An 18,797-nucleotide genomic window follows, 5' to 3' on the forward strand; every position below is an offset into this window, starting at 1 on the left:
CTCATTGTCCTAACCGTTCGAGGAGGTCGGGAACATGGACCTGGTCGGTCTTGTAGTTGCCGGTCAGCATGTACATCATGATGTTGACGCCGGAACGGTAGGCATATTCGCGCTGCGTTTCATCCGACGGCACGGTCGGCATTATCGGTACGCCGTTCTCGTCGATCGCCCAGGCGCCGGCGAAATCATTGCCGGTGATCAGGATCGGCGAAACGCCGTCGGCCGTCGCCGCCGATTTTTCGCTCGGCCCCTGACCGCCTTGCCGGGCCTCGATCCAGAGAGGACTGCCGGCATAACGACCGGGAAAGCTCGACAGGAGATAGAAGGATTTCGTCAGCACGTGATCTGATGGTACCGGCTCGAGCGCCGGGATGTCGAGATTGGCGAGGATCGCCTGCAGCCTCTCACCGTTGGCGCTGACATTGCCGCCATTGTCCAACGCGCTGATCTGATCGCGCGTATCAAAAAGCACGGTGCCGCCATTGCGCATATAGGCATCGATGCGGCTAATTGCCGCCGACGATGGCATCGGCGCCGTTGCCGACACCGGCCAGTAGATGATCGGATAGAAGGAGAGCTCGTCTTTGGTGAGGTCGATGCCGACGGGCGGTGCCGGCTCCAGCGTCGTGCGAAACGTCAGGAACTGGGTCAGTCCCTCGAGACCACGCTCGGAAATATTGTCCACATCCTGTTCGCCGGTGACGACATAGGCGAGATGGGTGTTGTCAAGCCTCTGCAGGATGATGTCGTCGCCGGGCTTGGAGTCGTCGGCGTGAAGCGTGCCTGGTTGCATGAGGAAGCTGGCGCCGACGGCGACCGCGATCATCGCGGCGGTGCGGACAGCCGGGCGCAATCGCGAGAACGCGCCATTCATGAAGAGGACGATCAGGCTATCGGCCAAGAGCAGCAGGAAGGCGGCGAGAAAGAGCGCAGGTTTTGCCGACCAGCTTTCGCCGCCGACCAGGCCTTCGCGCACGGCATTGGTTCCTGTTGTGTCGAGTGGCTTCAACTCGGCGTTCTCGGGCAGCACGTTCAAAGAGGTGAAACCATCCTCCGAACCGTAGAGCCCCGGAGGGTTGTCGAAATTTGCCGTCGGTTCGACTCCGGCCTGTGGAATGAGCGGCCGCGCCGATCCCGTCTCGGAGACGAGCGTGCCCTTGGCCGTCAGCATGCGGAATGGCGGCAGAGTTTCGGAGACACGCACATTGCCGCGCGCCTCCGATGTCACGCCGCCCGAGCGCGATATCTGCAGGAGGTGACGCAGCATGTCGACGAAAGTGCCGGAGATCGGCAGATCGGACCAAGTTGCTTCCGCGGTGACGTGAAACAGCACGATCTGGCCGGAGGCGAGCTGCTTCATCGTGACGAGCGGCGTGCCGTCAGCCAGGCTTGCCCAGGTGCGTTCGGCAAGATCGGGCGTTGGTTCGGCAAGCACCTGCCGCTTGACGACGACATCGGCGGGACGCGCTATGCCGGCGAAAGGCCCGATACCCGGAAATTCGGCCAGCGACTGCGGCTCGCTCCAGGACAAGGTGCCGCCCAGCGCCCGTTCTCCCTGACGCAGGATGACAGGGATCAGCGGATCGTCCGCAGGGGCTGCCGCCATGCGCGGGCCGGCAAAACGCAGGAGCATGCCGCCATTCGATATCCAGCGCGTCAAAGGCTCGTAGGTCTCCTCCGGCAGCCGGCCGATATCGGCCATGATAATGATCGAGGGATTGCTGGCGAGAAGTTTTGGTATTGCGACCGAAAGATCAGAATCGGCAGGTTGGATCAGATCCGCATAGGGTTGCAGCGCCCGCTGGATGTAATAGAGCGGCGAGAGCAGCGGCTGGAACTCGTCCCCTCCTTCACCTGACAGCAAGACGACGCGGCGGCGCTTGAATGCGTCGTCGAGAAGGTGGACGGCGCCTGCCGTCACGCCATTATCGACGCTGACGCGCGCGAAATCGTTGCGCATCTCGAAGGGGGCGGTGATCGAACTGGTCGCAACGCTCTGGCCGGGGCGGAAGTCCGCCCTGCCATTGGCGATCGAGCGCCCCTGGGTATCGACGGCGTTCAGCGCTACCGATGCGGCCTGCGCACTGTTGAGCCGCGTGACCTTGACGGTCATGGCATCCGCCGCATTGTTGGCCGCCGTGATCGCGACTGTCCGCGCGGCATCGCCCTCGATCAGGCGCAGATCGGCGGGCTGGAGTTCGGCGAGCCTGCGCACGGTCGCGTCGTCGGGCTTGGCGGCGGCGCCGTCGGTCAGGAAGGCGATGGTACCGGGCTTGATGCCGTTCAGCGCGGCGCGCAGCGCCTGGAAGGCGCGTTCGCGGTCCGGCACAAGCGGTCGTGGCTCGGCGGCGCGCAGCTTGTCGCGGGCGGCAGCGGCGGTGCCGGGCACGGCGTCGTTGGTCGGATCGGCGGTGAAGGCGATCGACACTGGCGTGCCGGCGGATTCGGCATCGTCTATCAATGCGTCGGCGGTCTGGATGCGGCGCTCCCAGTCGGGTGCCGACGCCCAGCTGTTGTCGACGAAGAGGACGAGTGGGCCACCTGATGCGAGTGAACTGGTGCGTGGATTGAAAACCGGATCGGCGATCGCAAGGATGATGGCGGCAGCGAGCAGCATGCGCAGCAGCGTCAGCCACCACGGGCTTTGCGCCGGCGTCTCCTCGCGCTTCAGCACCGAGGCTAGAATTTTCAGCGGCGGAAAGACTTCGGTCTTCGGACGTGGCGGCGTCAGCCGCAGCAGCCACCAGATGACGGGCAAGGCAAGGAGCGCGCCGAGAATGGCGGGATAGGCGAAAGCGAAGGGAAGGGCGTTCATAGCTGCCCTCCATGCGTAGCCTTGGCCGGCATGCCGGACAGATACATGTGCACCGCGACCAGCGCCTCCGACGCAAGGTGATCGGTGCGGTGGCTCGCGAAGGTCCAGCCGAGATGGCGCAGCGACTGGCCGAGGCTGTCCCTGCGAGCGAGGTAGGCGTTGCGATAGGCCTCGCGGATATGTTCGGCGCGGCCGGAGATAAGCTTGGCGCCGCTCTCGGGATCGGTGAATTCGGTGCGGCCGCTATAGGGGAATATCTCTTCGGCGGGATCTGATATCTCGACCACGTGGCCGCGCAGGCCACGGCGGGCAAGCGGGCCAAGCCGTTCCATGATTGCCGGCGCATCGTCGAGGAAATCGCCGATAAGGACGAGGTCGCTCCAGCCGCGGATCATCGCCGTTTCCGGCAGGCCGCCGGTCAGCGGCGTGTGCATGAGAGCGGCTGCGAGGCGTTCGGCGGCGTTACGGGCGGAGGCGGGTTCCATGATGCCGGGGCAGCCGATGCGCTCGCCGGAGCGGGCGAGGATCTCGGCAAGCGCCAGCATGATGACCAGCGCGCGGCTTTCCTTGGAGACGCTGCCATAGCTCGACTTGTACATCATCGAGGGGGACATGTCGCACCAGAGCCAGATCGTATGCGCTGCCTCCCATTCGCGCTCGCGCACATAGGTATGATCGTCGCGGGCGGAGCGACGCCAATCGATGCGCGACAGGCTCTCGCCCTCGGCATAGGGACGGAACTGCCAGAAATTCTCGCCGATGCCGCGCTTGCGGCGGCCATGCCAGCCGGCGATCACCGTGTTGGCGATGCGCTTGGCTTCCACCAGGCAGTCCGGCACCAGGGCGGCCCGCTGCCTGGCGCGGGAAAGGGCATCGCTGCCGGGTGTCGGATTGACGATCTGTCCGATAGATGCCACGCGTCCGGCTTCCTTATCCCTTTGCCTGCTTGACCAGTCCGGCGATGACGTCACGCACCGACATGCCTTCGGCGCGGGCGGCGAAAGTCAGCGCCATGCGGTGCTGAAGAATGGGTTCGGCGAGCGCGAAGATATCGTCCAGAGACGGGGCGAGACGGCCTTCGTAGAGCGCGCGGGCACGCGCGCAGAGCATCATCGCCTGGCCGGCGCGCGGGCCGGGGCCCCAGGCGACATTCTTGTCGGTCGAGGCATTGCCCTGTCCTGGGCGGGCGGAACGCACCAGCGCCAGGATGGCATCCACGACCGTGTCGCTCACCGGCATCTGGCGCACCAGGGTCTGGATCTCGAGCAGCCTCTGCGCATCGATGATGGCTTCCGGCCGGGTTTCGCCCAGGCCCGTCGTCTCAAGCAGGATCTGGCGCTCGGCGGCGAGTTCGGGATAATTGACGTCGACCTGCAGCAGGAAGCGGTCGAGCTGGGCTTCGGGCAGGGGGTAGGTGCCTTCCTGCTCGAGCGGGTTCTGGGTGGCAAGCACATGGAAGGGCGCCGGCAGGTCATAACGCTGGCCGGCGATTGTGATATGGTATTCCTGCATGGATTGCAGAAGGGCCGACTGGGTACGCGGCGAGGCACGGTTGATCTCGTCGGCCATCAGGAGCTGGGCGAAGACCGGGCCCTTAACGAAACGGAAGGAGCGGCGTCCACTGTCGTCCTGGTCCATCACCTCGGAGCCGAGAATATCCGAGGGCATCAGATCAGGCGTGAATTGGATGCGGTTGGCGGCAAGGCCGAGCACCTCGCCGAGCGTCGTCACCAGTCTGGTCTTGGCAAGGCCGGGAACGCCGACGAGCAGGGCATGGCCGCCTGACAGCACGGCGAGAATGGTATTCTCGACGACGCTTTCCTGACCGAAGATTACTTTCGAGACTTCACCGCGGATGGCGGCGATATCGGAGAGCGCCTTTTCGGCGGCGGCGACGATCGCCTTTTCATCGAGGCTGGCTTCGGTCTTCATCATACCCATGCGTATCTCCAACGGCTGAAATCATTCGGCAGCGAATCGGCGGACTTATACATGTGCCTCATGCCCGATAGAGTTATGGAGATGTGGCGGGCTGACAAGTTCGTTGCGAATGACTATCTCGTGACTTTACTTCGTTAAGGACAAACCGGGACGGAAGAATGGCAGCCGAGGAAATCAGCGGACAGGCGGATGCGGCGGGACTTGCCGCACTGATTTCGCGCGCGTCTCAGGAAAATGCTGGCAAAAAACGAGGATTACCGCCGGTCGAGCGGTGGAATCCGCCTTTCTGCGGCGATATCGACATGGAAATCCGGGCGGACGGTACCTGGTTCTACATGGGCACGCCGATCGGCCGACCGGCGCTGGTGCGGCTGTTCTCGACGGTTTTAAGAAAAGACGACGACCAGAAGACCTATCTCGTAACTCCTGTGGAAAAGGTCGGTATAAGGGTCATCGACGCGCCGTTCATCGCCGTGGAGATGAGCGTGACGGAGGGGCAGGGCCAACAGGTGCTGACCTTCCGCACCAATGTCGGCGATGTCGTGGAGGCGGGAGGAGAGCATCGGCTGCGCTTTGCCATTGCGGGCAAGAATGCCGAACTGAAACCCTATCTGCATGTGCGCGGGCGGCTGGAGGCGCTGGTGTCGCGTGCGGTGATGTATGAACTGGCGGCACTCGGCGAGGTGCTCGACGTGGAGGGGCGGGCGATGTTTGCCGTCCGCTCCGCAGGACAGGTCTTTGCGATGATGCCGGCCGATGAACTGGATACGCTTTCCCGATGAATGATGCGATTACCCAACGTTATCCGCTGTTTTCCGCAGCCGAATTCCGCCGCCGCGCGCTCAACCAGAATGGTGGGCCGGTCGATCATGCCTGGCGCGATCACGGGGACCACATCCTCAATCCCGATATCGTCGCCGAGGTCGAGACCTTCAAACTGCGCGACGCCGCCGTGCTCGTGCCCGTCGTCGACGACGGCGAGGAAGCGCATGTGATCTTCACCAAGCGCACGGCGACGCTGCGCAAACATTCCGGGCAGATCGCCTTTCCCGGCGGCTCGATCGATCCTGCCGATATCTCGCCCGAAATGGCGGCGATCCGCGAGACGGAGGAGGAGATCGGCCTGGCCGGTTCCTTCGTCGAAACCGTCGGGCGGCTGCCGAATTACCTTGCCTCGACGGGCTTCCGCATTACGCCGGTGCTCGGCGTCGTCTCGCCGGGCTTTGCGCTGACGCTGAACCCGACCGAGGTGGACGACGTGTTCGAGGTGCCGCTTTCCTTCCTGATGGATCCTGCCAATCACACCCGCGACAGACGTGTCATCGACGGCATCGATCGGCATTTCTATCGCGTGCCTTATGAAACCAGAATGATCTGGGGCATCACCGCCGGCATCGTCCGCACGCTTTACGAAAGGCTTTATGCATGACCGGCATCGCCGACCAAGCATGGTTCCGCGACCCGGCCCTCGGCCGGATCTTAGCGCTTCTCAACGCCGATGGCGGGGAAGGGCGGGTGGTTGGCGGAGCGGTGCGCAACAGCCTGATGGGCCTGCCGGTCAATGATGTCGACATAGCGACGACACTCAGGCCGGAGAAGGTGATGGAGCGGGCGGCGGCGGCCGGCATCAAGGCGGTCCCAACCGGCCTGGAGCACGGCACGGTGACGCTGGTCATCGACGGTAAGCCCTTCGAGGTGACGACGCTTCGCACCGACATCGAGACAGACGGGCGCCATGCCAAGGTTGCCTTCAGCACCGACTGGAAGGCAGACGCCGAGCGGCGGGATCTGACGATCAACGCGCTTTATGCCGATGCAAAGGGCGAGGTGGTGGATCTCGTTGGCGGACTTGCCGACATTGAGACGCGTAACATCCGCTTCATCGGCGATGCCGCAAGGCGTATTGCCGAGGATCATTTGCGTATCCTGCGCTTTTTCCGCTTCTTTGCCTATTACGGTTCCGGGCGGCCGGATGCAGAGGGGCTGAAGGCGTGTTCCCTCGCGCGTTCGAAACTGACGACGCTTTCGGCAGAACGCGTCTGGTCTGAACTGCGAAAGCTGCTTGGCGCCGACGATCCCGGCCGGGCGCTGCTCTGGATGCGGCAGGTGGCAGTGCTGACGGAAATCCTGCCGGAATCGGAACGATGGGGGATCGATGCGATCCCTTCGCTGATCACCACCGAAAAGGCGCTCGGCTGGACGCCCGATCCGCTGCTGCGTCTTGCGGCGATCGTGCCGCCCGATGCGGTGCGCATGGAGGCGCTTGCGGCCCGGCTCAAGCTCTCGAATGCGGAAGCGGCCACACTCAAGGCCTGGGCAATGGCAGCGCCAGTCAATGACGACATGTCGTCAGCCGCCTTCGAACGGCTGCTTTACCGGAACGGTGCCAACGGCATCACGACACGGCTGAAGCTGGCGCTTGCGGTTGCGCGCGGCAAGGCTGAAAGCGATTTCGACGAAATGGCGCGGTCGGCGCGGCTTGTCAAGCTGCTGGACAGGGCAATGCATTGGAAGAAGCCACGGTTTCCGCTGAATGGCGGCGACGTGATTTCGGCAGGAATCGCGTCCGGCCCGCGCGTCGGCGAGCTGCTTGCCGGTCTTGAAAACCAGTGGGTGGAGGAAAACTTCGTTTCCGACCGGGCGGCGCTGCTCGCCCGGCTGCAGGAACGCGTGCAATAATCAGGCTGCGTTCACCTCGTCGCGAATGCGAGCCTTGATATTATCCACCATGTTCTCGCGGATCGTGGTTTCGCCGTGAGCATTTTTCAGGTGCTCGACGGCACGGCGGACCACCTCGGCGTCGCTATCCGCCCGTGTATGCCAGGCGCAGCCCGGAACGAGAGTGCCGCATTCGAAAAGTCGCATGGTCTTCTCCTCTGTTCGAAACACAACGACGATCGCGATCTTACGCGATTTATGAATGTGCGGGGGGAGGGAAGGTTCCCGGCCGGCATCGATATGCCGGCCAGTAAAAGCCATGTCAGTCGGGCATCGCCCAAGCTCTGTAGGTATCCAAAAGGTGGGCGGGCATGTTGCTGTTTGCGGCCGCTGCCTCGTTCTGCAGCTGCTCCGGCGACTTTCCGCCGGCCAGTTGCAGCTTGACCTGCTCGATGAAGCAGGACAGCGGCAGATCCGAGCCGCTCTTGGCCCGCAGTTTCTCCGCGATGCGCGTCAGAAACTCGGACGTGTCGATCGTGCGGGATGTTTCCTGGACATCCGTGGACGCTGGCGAGCCGCTTTGTATCGTCATGACAATCCTCCTCCGATTGTTATGCACATACATATAAGTTAGGACACACTGAATTTTCGTGAAGGTCTATCAACTCGAATTTATCGACGAGATATCACAGTTTCATGGCCAGCGCACGACAGGGGGCAGCGATGAGAGAATGGATTCAACATTGCCGCCGGTTTTCAGGCCGAAGATCGTGCCGCGATCATACAGCAGATTGAATTCGACGTAGCGCCCCCGGCGGATCAATTGTTCGTCACGATCGGCCTCTGTCCACAATTTGTTGAAGTTGGAGCGGACGATTTTCGGGTAGACCATGGCGAAGGCCCGGCCGACATCACGTGTGAACGCGAAATCGGCGTCCCAGCCGCCGGTTTCCTCGCTTGAATGCAGCCAGTCGTAGAATATGCCGCCGATGCCGCGGGCCTCGTTGCGGTGTTTCAGGAAGAAATATTCGTCGCACCAAGCCTTGTAGGCATCGTAATCGGCGACGGCATGATTGCGGCAGGCGATCTCCATGGCCTTGTGGAAGAGCTGACTGTCCTCGTCCTCCTGCGTGCGGCGGCGCGACAGCACCGGCGTCAGATCGGCCCCGCCGCCGAACCAGCGGCTGGTGGTGACGACCATGCGGGTGTTCATATGCACCGCCGGAACGTTGGGGTTCACGGGATGGGCGATCAGCGAGATGCCTGAGGCCCAGAAACGCGGATCGTCCTTGGCGCCGGGTATCTGGCCGCGGAAATCCGGGGCGAATTCGCCGTAGACGGTGGAGGTATGGACGCCGACCTTTTCGAAGACGCGGCCTTCCATCATCGACATCCGGCCACCGCCGCCGGCGCCGTTTTCGCGCGACCAGTCCTTGGCGACGAAGCGGCCGGGGTCCTGATCGGAGAGCGGACCTTCCAACTCATCCTCGATGGCTTCGAAGGAGGCGCAGATCGTATCGCGCAATCCCTCGAACCAATTGCGGGCAGCAGCCTTCTTCTCTTCGATATCGTCAGGCAAGCCGATCGGCAGTTCCGGTCTTTCCATTTACGCCTCCGACGGTCGACATCTCCTTCGGAGGCGACTCGCTCATTCTTCATTGCAGCCACGATTAGCAGTTGGTGCCGCATCTCGCCAAGCGTGGCCAAGCACCGGTAGCGCTTCCAAGATTCGACTCGCAAATCGAGAATTTCGATATTACCTTTTACTAGGAGGTAGGTTTGATGAAAAAAGTTCCAGGGCCTCCGTCCTTCGACGGCCTGAAGCGCAGGATAGCAAGACATCGGGCGGAAAATCCTCCGCGCAAGAAAGACCACTTCGTGCGTGAGACATATTGTCTCGGCCTCATGGACGCACGCGCAAAGGCGCGCGAATGGTTCGACGAATATCCGAAAGCCGCCTACTGGACCGAGGTGGAAAGCTGGCGCCAGCTCGACGGCGACCAGATCGAATTCACCATGCGCCGTCTGCCTTCGGCGGACTGACCGTTACTTTGCGGTTGCCCGCACGCGGCTTTCGATCAAGAGGCCGTTTTCATCCATGATCGGATGCGCCACGGACACGATGTGGGCGTTGATGCGCTTCAGGTCGCGCAGCATGTCGAGGTGCAGCGAACTGGTCTGCAGGCTGTCGGCACGGCCGTCGCGCAGACGTTCGAGGTGGCGCTTGGCCGACTGCTTTTCCATCCGGCGCACCTCGACTTTTACTTCCATCATCTGACGGGCGAGATTGAAATCGCGGGTGACCAAGATCGTCTGGGCGACGCGCAGATTGTCGATCGTCAGATCGAACAGCTTTCGCAGTTCCTGATGACCGTCCTCGGAAAATTTCAGGCCAAGGGAGATCTTCTTCGCCACCTGCTCCGCCAGGCCCTTCTCGATGATGTCGCCCATATGTTCGAGATTGATTGCGTAATCGATGACGACGATCGAACGGCGGGCGTTTTCGTCGCTGAGCCCCTCGCGGCCGAGCTTTGAAAGATAGACCTTCACCGCCTGCTGCAGCCGGTCGACGCGCTCTTCGAGAGCCGGAATCTCGGCAAGCTTGGATGCATCACCCTGCTCGAAGCCTTCGGAGACCCGGATCAGCATGCGCTCGATGAGATCTCCGACGCCGAGCACTTCGCGGGTGGCGCTGGCAAGGGCAACGACCGGCGTCGCAAGCTCCTGCGCATCCAGATATTTCGGGGCGCTCTCAGGCTCGGCTTGATCCGGCACCAGCCGCGTCATCAGGGTGGCGAGCGGCCGGGAGAATGGCCAGGCAACTGCTGCCAGCAGAAGGTTGAAGGCAAGATGCGCGTCGACCGGCAGCTTGGCGGGGCCGAAGGGCAGCATCTGAATGAGTTCGGCGCCATATCCCGCCAACGGCAGGACGATGAGACAGCCGAGCGCGCGGACGGCGAGATTGCCGAGAGTGACGCGCCGCGCCGAAACCGGGCCGGACAATGTCGCGACAACAGGTGGTATTGCGCCGCCGAGATTGGCGCCGAGGACGAGCACGATGACGAGTTCGGCGGAGACCACGCCGGCCGAGGCAAGCGACAGGATGAGCACCACCACCGCAAGGCTCGACGAGGACGCGGAGGCAAGTGCTGCCGAGACGATCATTGCCACGGGCAGGGCGCCGTTCAGCAGGCCGATGAAGGCGGCAAGGGCGGGGGAGGTGCGCATCGGCTCCGTCGCAAGGCCAAGGAGGTGCAGCGACAGCAGCATCAGACCGATGCCGATCAGCGCAGTGCCACCGCCTTGGCTGGTGCTGGAACGGCCGCGGCAAAGCACGATGCCGGCAAGAATCAGGAGAGGAGAGAGCCATTCGATGCCGGTAGCCACGATCCAGGCGGTGATCGCAGTGCCGACATTGGCGCCGAGCAGGACAATCTGCGCCATGCGCGGCTTGATCAAGTCACGCTCGACGAAGGAGGCAGTCATCAGCGCCGTCGCTGTGGAGCTCTGTAGCGCGATGGTCGCGACGAGGCCTGACAGGAAAGAACGAAGGCTGCCGCGCGTGCCGGTCGTCAGACCTGTTCTCAGGCGGGCGCCGAAGGCCCTGGACACGCCATCCTTCACCTGTGCGAGGCCGAACAGCAGCAGAGCCACGGCGCCGAACAGGTTGATCATGATGATTGTAGCGTCCATTTTGTTATTTTATTCTTCTTTCACGTTCTGAGAGCGTGGTTTTACTAAGTAAACCTTTTCAAACCATTGGAATATTAAAGGTCGTGGAGCAGTTTTTATTGTTCGGCTAATAAATATAAACCCGTTTGACGGCTTGGCAATGTCAGTTTCCGACAATGCGGAGCTGATTTACGATTGCGCCGGCTTATTCTCCGCCAGTCTGATGTCGTTCAAACCCAGGCAGTCTGGCGCATCGCCTCGCCGACGATCATGGCGGCCGAGATAGCGACATTGATCGAGCGCTGGCCTTCGACCATCGGGATTAGGATGCGTGCATCGGCTGCTTCATGGACCTGATCCGGCACTCCGGCGCTTTCGCGACCGAAGAGCAGGATATCGTCCGGGCGGAAGGCAAAATCGGTGTAGCGCTCCGAGGCCTTGGTCGAGGCGAGGATCAGGCGGCGGCCGGTGGTCAGACGCCATGCCTCGAAGCGGTCCCAACTGACATGGCGGGTGAGGGCGGCGGCGGCGATATAGTCCATGCCGGCCCGTTTCAGGTTGCGGTCGGAGATGTCGAAGCCGGCGGGCTCGATCAGATCGACAGCGAAGCCAAGGCAGGCGGCAAGACGCAGGATGGTGCCGGTATTGCCTGCTATATCCGGCTGATAGAGTGCCAGTCTGAGTGAAGTCATGATGCGCCGTTTTTCTGCTTTCGCCGCTCAAGGCCTAATGCAACTGTGATTTCGGCGCAACAGGGCGCGTTTTGACCCGAAGAGATGAAATTTTTGGCACAACAGGGCTGGAAAATTCCTCGTTTTCGCGTTATCGGTGCATATCTTCAATCGCCAGCAAGGAGCGCCAGAATGAATATTTTGCTGTATGTGCGCCTCCCGGCCGTGATGCCAAGCGGTGCGATTTTCCGCCGATAGTGCGGGTTTCTTCCCTGAATTTCCTTTTTTGATCCATTGTGCGGCTGTCTCAGCCTCGCCCCTTAAACGTTCGGTTCCCATATGTGCTTGCATAGCGCTGGGATGGCGCGAAGCCGGGAGCCGGAACGCTGACGTTTCGGAGCAATTTCATGTTTGGCTGGTTCGAACAGCGACTCAATCCCTTTCCAAGCGAGGACCCTGTCGCCCCGCCGAAAGGTCTCTTCGCCTTTTGCTGGCATTACAGCAAGCCGGCTGCGCCCTGGCTCGGCCTGATGGCCGTGCTGACCGCGCTGATCGCGATCGGCGAAGTGGCGCTCTTCCAGTTCCTCGGCGACATCGTCGACTGGCTGACCAATGCCGACCGCGCCACATTCCTGGAGAGAGAAGGCCACAAGCTTTTCTGGATGGCGGCGCTGGTGCTGGTCGGCCTGCCGCTGACGGCCGGGCTTGATTCGCTCATCATGCACCAGATGATGCTCGGCAATTATCCGATGATCGCACGCTGGCAGATGCACCGCTTCCTGCTGCGTCACAGCATGTCGTTCTTCGCCAACGAGTTTGCCGGGCGTGTCGCCACCAAGGTGATGCAGACCTCGCTTGCCGTACGCGAAACGGTGATGAAGATCCTCGACGTCTTCGTCTATGTCGTCACCTACTTCCTGACGATGATTATCGTGATTGCGGCGGCGGACTGGCGGCTGATGATCCCGATCCTCGTCTGGCTCGCGGTCTATATCAGCATCGTCGCCTATTTCGTGCCGCGGCTTCGCAAGATCGCGGCGGCGCAGGCGGATGCGCGTTCGATGATGACGGGCCGCGTGGTCGACAGCTATACGAATATCGCGACGGTCAAGCTGTTTTCGCATGCGGGCCGCGAGGAGGTCTATGCCAAAGAGGGCATGGACGAGTTCCTGCAGACCGTGCACAAGCAGATGCGCAAGGTGACGCTCTTCCACATCTTCGTCTACGTGAACAATTGCGTTGCGCTCTTCGTCATCTCGGGCCTATCGATCTGGTTCTGGCTGAACGGCGCGATCTCGGTCGGCGCCATCGCCATCGCCATCGGTCTTGCCATGCGCGTCAACGGCATGTCGCAATGGATCATGTGGGAAGTCTCGGCGCTGTTCGAGAATATCGGCACAGTCTATGACGGCATGGAGATGATGAGCAAACAGCACGACATCGTCGACAAGCCGGGCGCACCCACCCTGACGGCGAAGAAGGGCGCGATTCACTACGACCGCATCCGCTTCCACTACGGCAAGAGCAAGGGTGTCATCGACAACCTGTCGCTCGACATCAAGGCAGGCGAGAAGGTCGGTCTGGTCGGCCGTTCCGGTGCTGGCAAGACAACGCTGATGAACCTGCTGCTGCGCTTTTACGATCTTGAGGACGGCCGCATCACGATCGACGGGCAGGATATCGCCGGCGTCTCGCAGGAAAGCCTGCGTTCGCTGATAGGCGTGGTGACGCAGGACACCTCGCTGCTGCATCGATCGATCCGCGACAATATCGCCTATGGTCGTCCCGAAGCAACGGACGACGAGGTGATCGAGGCCGCCAAACGAGCCAATGCCTGGGAGTTCATCGAAGGCCTCGTCGACATGCAGGGGCGAGCGGGGCTCGACGCGCAGGTCGGCGAACGCGGCGTCAAACTGTCAGGCGGCCAGCGGCAGCGCGTCGCGATCGCCCGCGTCTTCCTGAAGGACGCGCCGATCCTGGTGCTCGACGAGGCAACCTCGGCGCTCGATTCGGAAGTCGAGGCGGCGATCCAGGAAAACCTCTTCGCCTTAATGGAGGGCAAGACGGTGATCGCCATCGCCCACCGGCTGTCGACGCTGACGGAGATGGACCGGCTGATCGTGCTCGACAAGGGCCGGATCATCGAGGCCGGCTCGCACAGCGAACTGATCGAAGCAGGCGGTATCTATGCCGACCTCTGGAACCGCCAGTCCGGCGGCTTCCTCTCCGATCACGCCGAGGAGGCGGAAGTGGCGGCGGAATAAAGCTCGGCCCTTCCTGCGGAAACGGGGAGGGCCTGCTTAACTGTTGAGAACAATTAAGAGGCTGTGCTACATTTCCTGGTCTCTACAAGGATATCGCTTATGGCGACCGTGACGATTTCACTGCCGGACAGCCTCAAGGCTTTTGTCGAAAGTCAGATGGCCAGCAAGGGCTATGGCAATGTCAGCGAATATTTCCGCGGCCTCGTTCGTGATGCGCAGGCGCGCGAAAACGAGGCGCGGCTCGAGGCTTTGCTGCTCGAGGGCCTGGCATCGGGTGATGCCGTAGAGGCAACGCCGGCATTCTGGAGCGATCTGAGAAAAGATGCCGCGCAGTTGCTAGCCGCGCAGAGCAAAAAGAAGTCGCCGTGAGGCTTACAGTCAAGCCGGCAGCTCGCAACGATATTCTGTTGCAGCTTATCTATCTTGCGGAGCATGGCGGAGAGAGCCTAGCCAGCGGTTCCTGCATGCGACCGAGCAGTCTTCACACGCCTTCTCGACTATCCTCATTCCGGCACGCCTAAAACATTCGTCAACTCGCATTTGACGGGCGTTAGATCATGGTCTGTTTCGGGTTTCGAGGATATTCGCGCTTATTATCTTGTCGAGGGTGACGTAGTTACGATCTTGCGCGTTCTGCACGGCCGCCGGGATGTTATTGGCATTCTTGGCGAGGATTGAAGCCCGCCGACGACCATGCGGACTTGTTTTTCCGCTCACAGACTGTCGGCCCAGTCGATCACGCGGTGATGCTCGACGACGACCATGGTGTTGGCGGCCGCGATCGTGCGCAGGGCGACGAGGCGGCGGTGCTCCTCCTGATCGATCCAGGTGGCAATGGCCTCGGCGACGATCTCGTCGCGCGGCAACCCCAGGGCGAATGCCAGGGCATCCAGCCTTTCTGCAAGCGGAAGCGGAACATGCACATCGAGCATTTTCGTTTCCATGGAAGTGGTCTCCGGTAAAGCGCGATCGTAACGTCAGATTGTGACCGGTTCGGGGGCATTCAATGGGTATGCCGCCGATGTTACCGATAATTACCAAAATATAACATTCTGTCCGCTTTTCATTCCCTTTGCCGGTCCGGCTAATCCGCCTATATCGCTTCTATGTTGCTGAACCCCATCCTCCGCCGGTTCGAAACCTGGATCGATCCGTTCCGCCCACGCGCCAATCTGCAGCCGCCGCGTTCGACGCTCGGATTCATCTGGTTCTATATCGGCCAGGCGAGGATGCCGTTCATCGCCATGCTAGTTCTCGGCGGCACGTCGGCGGCGATCGAGGCAGCGCTCTTCTGGTTTGTCGGGCGGCTCGTCGATATCCTCGGCAGCATCACGCCGGGTGCCGGCTGGAGCGGTCTTCTCGCAGCCCATGGCGGCGAATTGTTCGTGATGCTCGCCCTCATCGGGCTGGTGCGCTTCGTCGTCGCCTTCCTGATCGCGCTCGTCGATCAGCAGGTGATCACGCCCGGCTTCTACAATCTCGCACGCTGGCAATCCTATCTCCACGTCTCCAGGCAATCCTTGTCGTTTTTCCAGAGCGATTTTTCCGGACGCATCGTCACCAAGGTCTGGTCGGCCGGGCAGGCCACCGGCGATCTCGTCACCTCGCTGATGGAAAGCGTCTGGTTCGTCGGCATCTATGCGGTCACGACGCTCGTGCTCGTCGCTCGGCTGGACTTTTCCCTTGCCGCCGTCGTGCTGTTCTGGCTTGGCGCCTTCAGCCTGCTTGCCCGCCACTTCGTCCCGCGGATCCGCCATCATTCCCGAGAAACGGCGGAAGCCGGATCGATGCTAAACGGCAGGATGGTCGATTCCTACAGCAACATGCAGACGCTGAAGCTGTTTGCACGCGACGAGGAGAGCGACCGCTACATGCGGCAGGGCTTCGATATCTATCAGGATACGGTGCTGCGCTTTACGCGGTTCATCACCGGCGTCAGGGCCTCGATGGCGTTGCTTTCCGGCCTGATGATCGTGACGATGGCGGGCCTGAGCGTCGATCTCTGGCTGCGCGGCCTCATCAGCTCGGGTGCCGTGGCATTCTCGCTGGCGCTGGTGCTCAGGCTGAATTTCCTGCTCGGACGGTTGATGACGCAATTCAACGGCATCATGCGCAACCTCGGCACCATCCAGAACGCCGCCGAGCTGATCTCCCAGCCTCTGGGGCTCGTCGACCGGACCGATGCGAGGAGCTTGGTGATCCGGCAGCCCGGCATCCGTTTCGACAATGTTTCCTTCCGCTACGGCAAGGGCCACCAGCCGGTCGTCGAGAATTTCTCGCTAACCATCCGCCCGGGCGAAAAGGTCGGGATCGTCGGCCGTTCGGGCGCCGGGAAATCGACCCTGATGAACCTGCTATTGCGCCTCTACGATATTCAGGACGGCCGCATTCTCATCGACGGCCAGGATATATCAGCCGTGACGCAGGAATCCCTCAGGATGCAGATCGGCGTCGTCAGCCAGGACACCTCGCTGCTGCATCGTTCGGTGCGCGACAACATCCTGTTCGGACGGCCGGATGCCGGCGAGGAGGGGCTGGTCGAGGCGGCCAGGCGCGCCGAAGCCATCGACTTCATCGAACGCCTGCAGGATCAGCAGGGCCGCAGAGGTTTCGATGCGCATGTCGGAGAACGCGGCGTCAAACTGTCCGGCGGGCAGCGGCAGCGTATCGCCATTGCCCGCGTCATGCTGAAGGACGCGCCGATCCTCGTTCTCGACGAAGCGACGTCGGCGCTCGATTCGGAAGTGGAAGAAGCGATCCAGTCCAATCTCCACCGGATCATGGAAGGCAAGACGGTGCTTGCGATCGCCCATCGGCTGTCGACGATCGCCGCGCTCGATCGGCTGATCGTCGTCGATCTCGGACGGATCATCGAGGAAGGCAGCCATGACGCACTGCTTCGCCACGGCGGGCTCTATGCCGAACTTTGGGCGCGCCAGTCCGGCGGCTTCCTTGCTACGGATGAGGATGCAGGCTCAAGGGTCGACGACGAATTCCGCCATGAGGCCAAAATGATTTGATCCGAAGCCGTTCTCGATGCGGCGGACCGATTTCAGCCGCAGCGGCGCCCGGGTAAAGATATGATCGATCGGAATACCGAAGGCGCCGGCGCGGATCGGCCATGTTGCGGGCTCCAGCGATGCCGTGCCCAAGCCTTGAGTGCGCATGAGATGCTGCACGTCGGGCGCGAGAATCGATGTATTGAAATCACCGGCCAGAACGAGCGGTCCCGAAAGGGTAGGGATGACCTCCGCGAGATCCCAGATCTCCAAACCGTGGAACTCGTCGTAATAAGGTTTGGTCAGGTGCGCGGCGAGGAAATTGACCTTCTGGCCATCGAAATCGACCGTCGAGATCGTCAGCCGGTTGCGCCAGAGCAGGCCGAGATTGCGGATGCGGGGTTCGATCAGCGGACGCTTTGACAGCACCAGCGTATCGCATTGCTCCATGCCGACACCGCAGCCGATATAATAGGGATAGATCTTCAACAACCGCGGCAGTTCCGACAGCAGCGGCTCGGCCTCCAGGATGTTGACGACATCGGCGCCTGAGGCGATGACCATGTCGGCGATGTCAGGGCCGTTTGCGAAATTATCGTTCTCGATATTGAAGGACATCAGCCTGAACAGGGCCGGGCGGCTCTCCTCGACTGATGGTTCGACGAATTCGCGCATCATCACGATGCCATGGACTGCAAGAACCACCGATACCGCGAGGGTCAGCAGGCCATACCAGTGCCGCTTGACGAGAAGGGCTGCGACCGCGGCCACCGCGCCGGCCGTAGCCAGATGAACCTGGAAGCTGTAAAAGAAGGACAGCAAATAGAAATCGGTGACGTATCGCAGGGAGACGATGGCGAGAACAAGCGTCGTAAGAACGCTGAATACGCAAAAAATCGTGTCTCTCATCCGCTCCGGTCCGGCTCACTGGCATGGCTCGGACTGCGCCTATCACGAGGGCATTTTTGTTGCAATGCAACATAATGGCAAGCGCGTGTTTGCCTTAAAAAATTCATCCGAAATTTCCCGCGACATTGTGCCCTCATCCCCTTGCCAAGGCTGGACATAATTTGCGATCAAGCATAGAACGCGCCGGATTGCTGGGGAATCTATGGCCGAATTGTGTCTGGAGAGATTCGCCGGCAGAGGGGTAGGGCGGAATTCCGCGAAAATTGCGCAGAGGATGTTAGCCGTGAGCGAACACGAAACGACAAGCGAGGGCACGGGCGAACCCACTCGCCGTGATTTCCTTTATCTCACCACTGGTATGGCGGGCGCCGTCGGCGCCGTCGCGGTCGCTTGGCCGTTCATCGATCAGATGCGTCCTGACGCTTCGACGCTCGCTCTCGCCTCCATCGAAGTCGACGTTGCCAGCCTTGAGCCCGGCATGTCGCTGACGGTCAAATGGCGCGGCAAACCGATCTTCATCCGCAATCGCACCCCGGAAGAAGTGACGGCCGCAGCCGATGTTCCGCTATCGGATCTCAAGGACCCGATCGCGCGCAATGCAAACCTTCCCGCCGACGCTCAGGCAACGGGTGTTGACCGTTCGGGCGGCAAGGATAAGGAAAACTGGATCGTCATGGTCGGCACCTGCACGCATCTCGGCTGCGTACCGCTCGGCCAGGCCGGCGAATACAATGGTTGGTTCTGTCCCTGCCATGGCTCGGTCTACGACACGGCCGGCCGCATTCGCAAAGGTCCTGCGCCCGAGAACCTGGCGATACCGACCTTTTCATTTGTGTCCGATACCAAAATCAAGATCGGTTGAGGGGAG

At 61.5% G+C, this 18,797-nt stretch carries 18 protein-coding genes and 1 pseudogene; 9 read left to right on the forward strand and 10 right to left on the reverse strand.

The window, feature by feature from the left end:
- Position 1 precedes the first annotated feature (1 nt).
- From V8P77_RS02185 to V8P77_RS02195, 3 genes are read right to left on the reverse strand one after another with little or no spacing between them, the layout of a single operon-like run.
- Positions 2–2,815, reverse strand: a complete 2,814-nt coding sequence (locus tag V8P77_RS02185) for a DUF4159 domain-containing protein (protein ID WP_335910467.1) — start codon at positions 2,813–2,815, stop codon at positions 2–4.
- The gene (locus V8P77_RS02190; protein ID WP_020051068.1) at positions 2,812–3,732 is read right to left on the reverse strand and encodes a DUF58 domain-containing protein; all 921 of its coding nucleotides are present in this window, start codon (positions 3,730–3,732) and stop codon (positions 2,812–2,814) included. Before V8P77_RS02190 ends, V8P77_RS02185 begins: the two co-directional genes overlap by 4 nt.
- Positions 3,733–3,745: 13 nt before the next feature.
- Complete coding sequence (locus V8P77_RS02195) at positions 3,746–4,756, reverse strand: AAA family ATPase (protein ID WP_017961495.1); 1,011 nt, start codon at positions 4,754–4,756, stop codon at positions 3,746–3,748.
- 158 nt (positions 4,757–4,914) lie between these two features.
- On the opposite strand from V8P77_RS02195, the gene V8P77_RS02200 reads away from it, so the two are divergent.
- From V8P77_RS02200 to V8P77_RS02210, 3 genes are read left to right on the forward strand one after another with little or no spacing between them, the layout of a single operon-like run.
- On the forward strand, positions 4,915–5,538 hold the full coding sequence (locus V8P77_RS02200; RefSeq protein WP_335910468.1) for a DUF1285 domain-containing protein: 624 nt from the start codon (positions 4,915–4,917) through the stop codon (positions 5,536–5,538).
- On the forward strand, positions 5,535–6,185 hold the full coding sequence (locus V8P77_RS02205) for a CoA pyrophosphatase (RefSeq protein ID WP_128405964.1): 651 nt from the start codon (positions 5,535–5,537) through the stop codon (positions 6,183–6,185). Before V8P77_RS02200 ends, V8P77_RS02205 begins: the two co-directional genes overlap by 4 nt.
- Positions 6,182–7,435: a CCA tRNA nucleotidyltransferase gene (locus V8P77_RS02210; protein WP_335910470.1), complete on the forward strand. Its 1,254-nt coding sequence runs from the start codon at positions 6,182–6,184 to the stop codon at positions 7,433–7,435. Before V8P77_RS02205 ends, V8P77_RS02210 begins: the two co-directional genes overlap by 4 nt.
- On the opposite strand, the gene V8P77_RS02215 is transcribed toward V8P77_RS02210, so the two are convergent.
- From V8P77_RS02215 to hemF, 3 genes are all read right to left on the reverse strand, one after another.
- Positions 7,436–7,621 carry a DUF1059 domain-containing protein gene (locus V8P77_RS02215; protein WP_003565542.1) on the reverse strand — a complete coding sequence of 62 codons (186 nt, stop codon included), beginning with the start codon at positions 7,619–7,621 and terminating at the stop codon, positions 7,436–7,438.
- Positions 7,622–7,736: 115 nt separating this feature from the next.
- On the reverse strand, positions 7,737–8,006 hold the full coding sequence (locus tag V8P77_RS02220; protein WP_335910471.1) for a hypothetical protein: 270 nt from the start codon (positions 8,004–8,006) through the stop codon (positions 7,737–7,739).
- Positions 8,007–8,108: 102 nt separating this feature from the next.
- Positions 8,109–9,020 (reverse strand): oxygen-dependent coproporphyrinogen oxidase, encoded by a 912-nt coding sequence (hemF, locus tag V8P77_RS02225; RefSeq protein ID WP_335910472.1) that lies wholly within the window; start codon positions 9,018–9,020, stop codon positions 8,109–8,111.
- A gap of 176 nt (positions 9,021–9,196) precedes the next feature.
- Here hemF and V8P77_RS02230 point away from each other — a divergent pair, with 176 nt between their 5' ends.
- A complete protein-coding gene (locus V8P77_RS02230) occupies positions 9,197–9,457 on the forward strand; it encodes a hypothetical protein (protein ID WP_017965345.1) in 261 nt (86 codons plus the stop codon).
- Between the two features lie 3 nt (positions 9,458–9,460).
- Here the strand turns inward: V8P77_RS02230 and V8P77_RS02235 are convergent, their stop codons facing one another.
- Both V8P77_RS02235 and V8P77_RS02240 read right to left on the reverse strand, forming a co-directional pair.
- Entirely contained in the window at positions 9,461–11,107 is a 1,647-nt protein-coding gene (locus V8P77_RS02235; protein WP_335910473.1) for a Na/Pi cotransporter family protein, read from the reverse strand.
- A 209-nt stretch (positions 11,108–11,316) separates the two neighbouring features.
- Positions 11,317–11,778 (reverse strand): tRNA (cytidine(34)-2'-O)-methyltransferase, encoded by a 462-nt coding sequence (locus tag V8P77_RS02240; RefSeq protein WP_335910474.1) that lies wholly within the window; start codon positions 11,776–11,778, stop codon positions 11,317–11,319.
- Between the two features lie 386 nt (positions 11,779–12,164).
- On the opposite strand from V8P77_RS02240, the gene V8P77_RS02245 reads away from it, so the two are divergent.
- From V8P77_RS02245 to V8P77_RS02255, 3 genes and pseudogenes are all read left to right on the forward strand, one after another.
- The gene (locus V8P77_RS02245; RefSeq protein WP_335910475.1) at positions 12,165–14,021 is read left to right on the forward strand and encodes an ABC transporter ATP-binding protein; all 1,857 of its coding nucleotides are present in this window, start codon (positions 12,165–12,167) and stop codon (positions 14,019–14,021) included.
- Between the two features lie 99 nt (positions 14,022–14,120).
- The gene (locus V8P77_RS02250; protein ID WP_003541771.1) at positions 14,121–14,390 is read left to right on the forward strand and encodes a ribbon-helix-helix domain-containing protein; all 270 of its coding nucleotides are present in this window, start codon (positions 14,121–14,123) and stop codon (positions 14,388–14,390) included.
- Positions 14,391–14,555: 165 nt separating this feature from the next.
- A pseudogene (locus V8P77_RS02255) lies at positions 14,556–14,699 on the forward strand (type II toxin-antitoxin system RelE/ParE family toxin); the annotation flags it as partial.
- A gap of 35 nt (positions 14,700–14,734) precedes the next feature.
- On the opposite strand, the gene V8P77_RS02260 reads toward V8P77_RS02255, so the two are convergent.
- A complete protein-coding gene (locus V8P77_RS02260; protein WP_062944444.1) occupies positions 14,735–14,965 on the reverse strand; it encodes a CopG family ribbon-helix-helix protein in 231 nt (76 codons plus the stop codon).
- A 162-nt stretch (positions 14,966–15,127) separates the two neighbouring features.
- Here V8P77_RS02260 and V8P77_RS02265 point away from each other — a divergent pair, with 162 nt between their 5' ends.
- Positions 15,128–17,041, forward strand: a complete 1,914-nt coding sequence (locus V8P77_RS02265; RefSeq protein ID WP_335910477.1) for an ABC transporter ATP-binding protein — start codon at positions 15,128–15,130, stop codon at positions 17,039–17,041.
- Here V8P77_RS02265 and V8P77_RS02270 read toward each other — a convergent pair.
- Positions 16,997–17,929 carry an endonuclease/exonuclease/phosphatase family protein gene (locus V8P77_RS02270; RefSeq protein WP_335910479.1) on the reverse strand — a complete coding sequence of 311 codons (933 nt, stop codon included), beginning with the start codon at positions 17,927–17,929 and terminating at the stop codon, positions 16,997–16,999. The genes V8P77_RS02265 and V8P77_RS02270 overlap by 45 nt on opposite strands.
- 283 nt (positions 17,930–18,212) lie before the next feature.
- Between V8P77_RS02270 and petA the strand changes: the two genes are divergently transcribed.
- Positions 18,213–18,791, forward strand: a complete 579-nt coding sequence (gene petA / locus V8P77_RS02275; protein WP_335910480.1) for a ubiquinol-cytochrome c reductase iron-sulfur subunit — start codon at positions 18,213–18,215, stop codon at positions 18,789–18,791.
- Positions 18,792–18,797: the final 6 nt, after the last annotated feature.

Source organism: Rhizobium aouanii (assembly GCF_037002925.1).
Lineage (GTDB): Bacteria > Pseudomonadota > Alphaproteobacteria > Rhizobiales > Rhizobiaceae > Rhizobium > Rhizobium aouanii.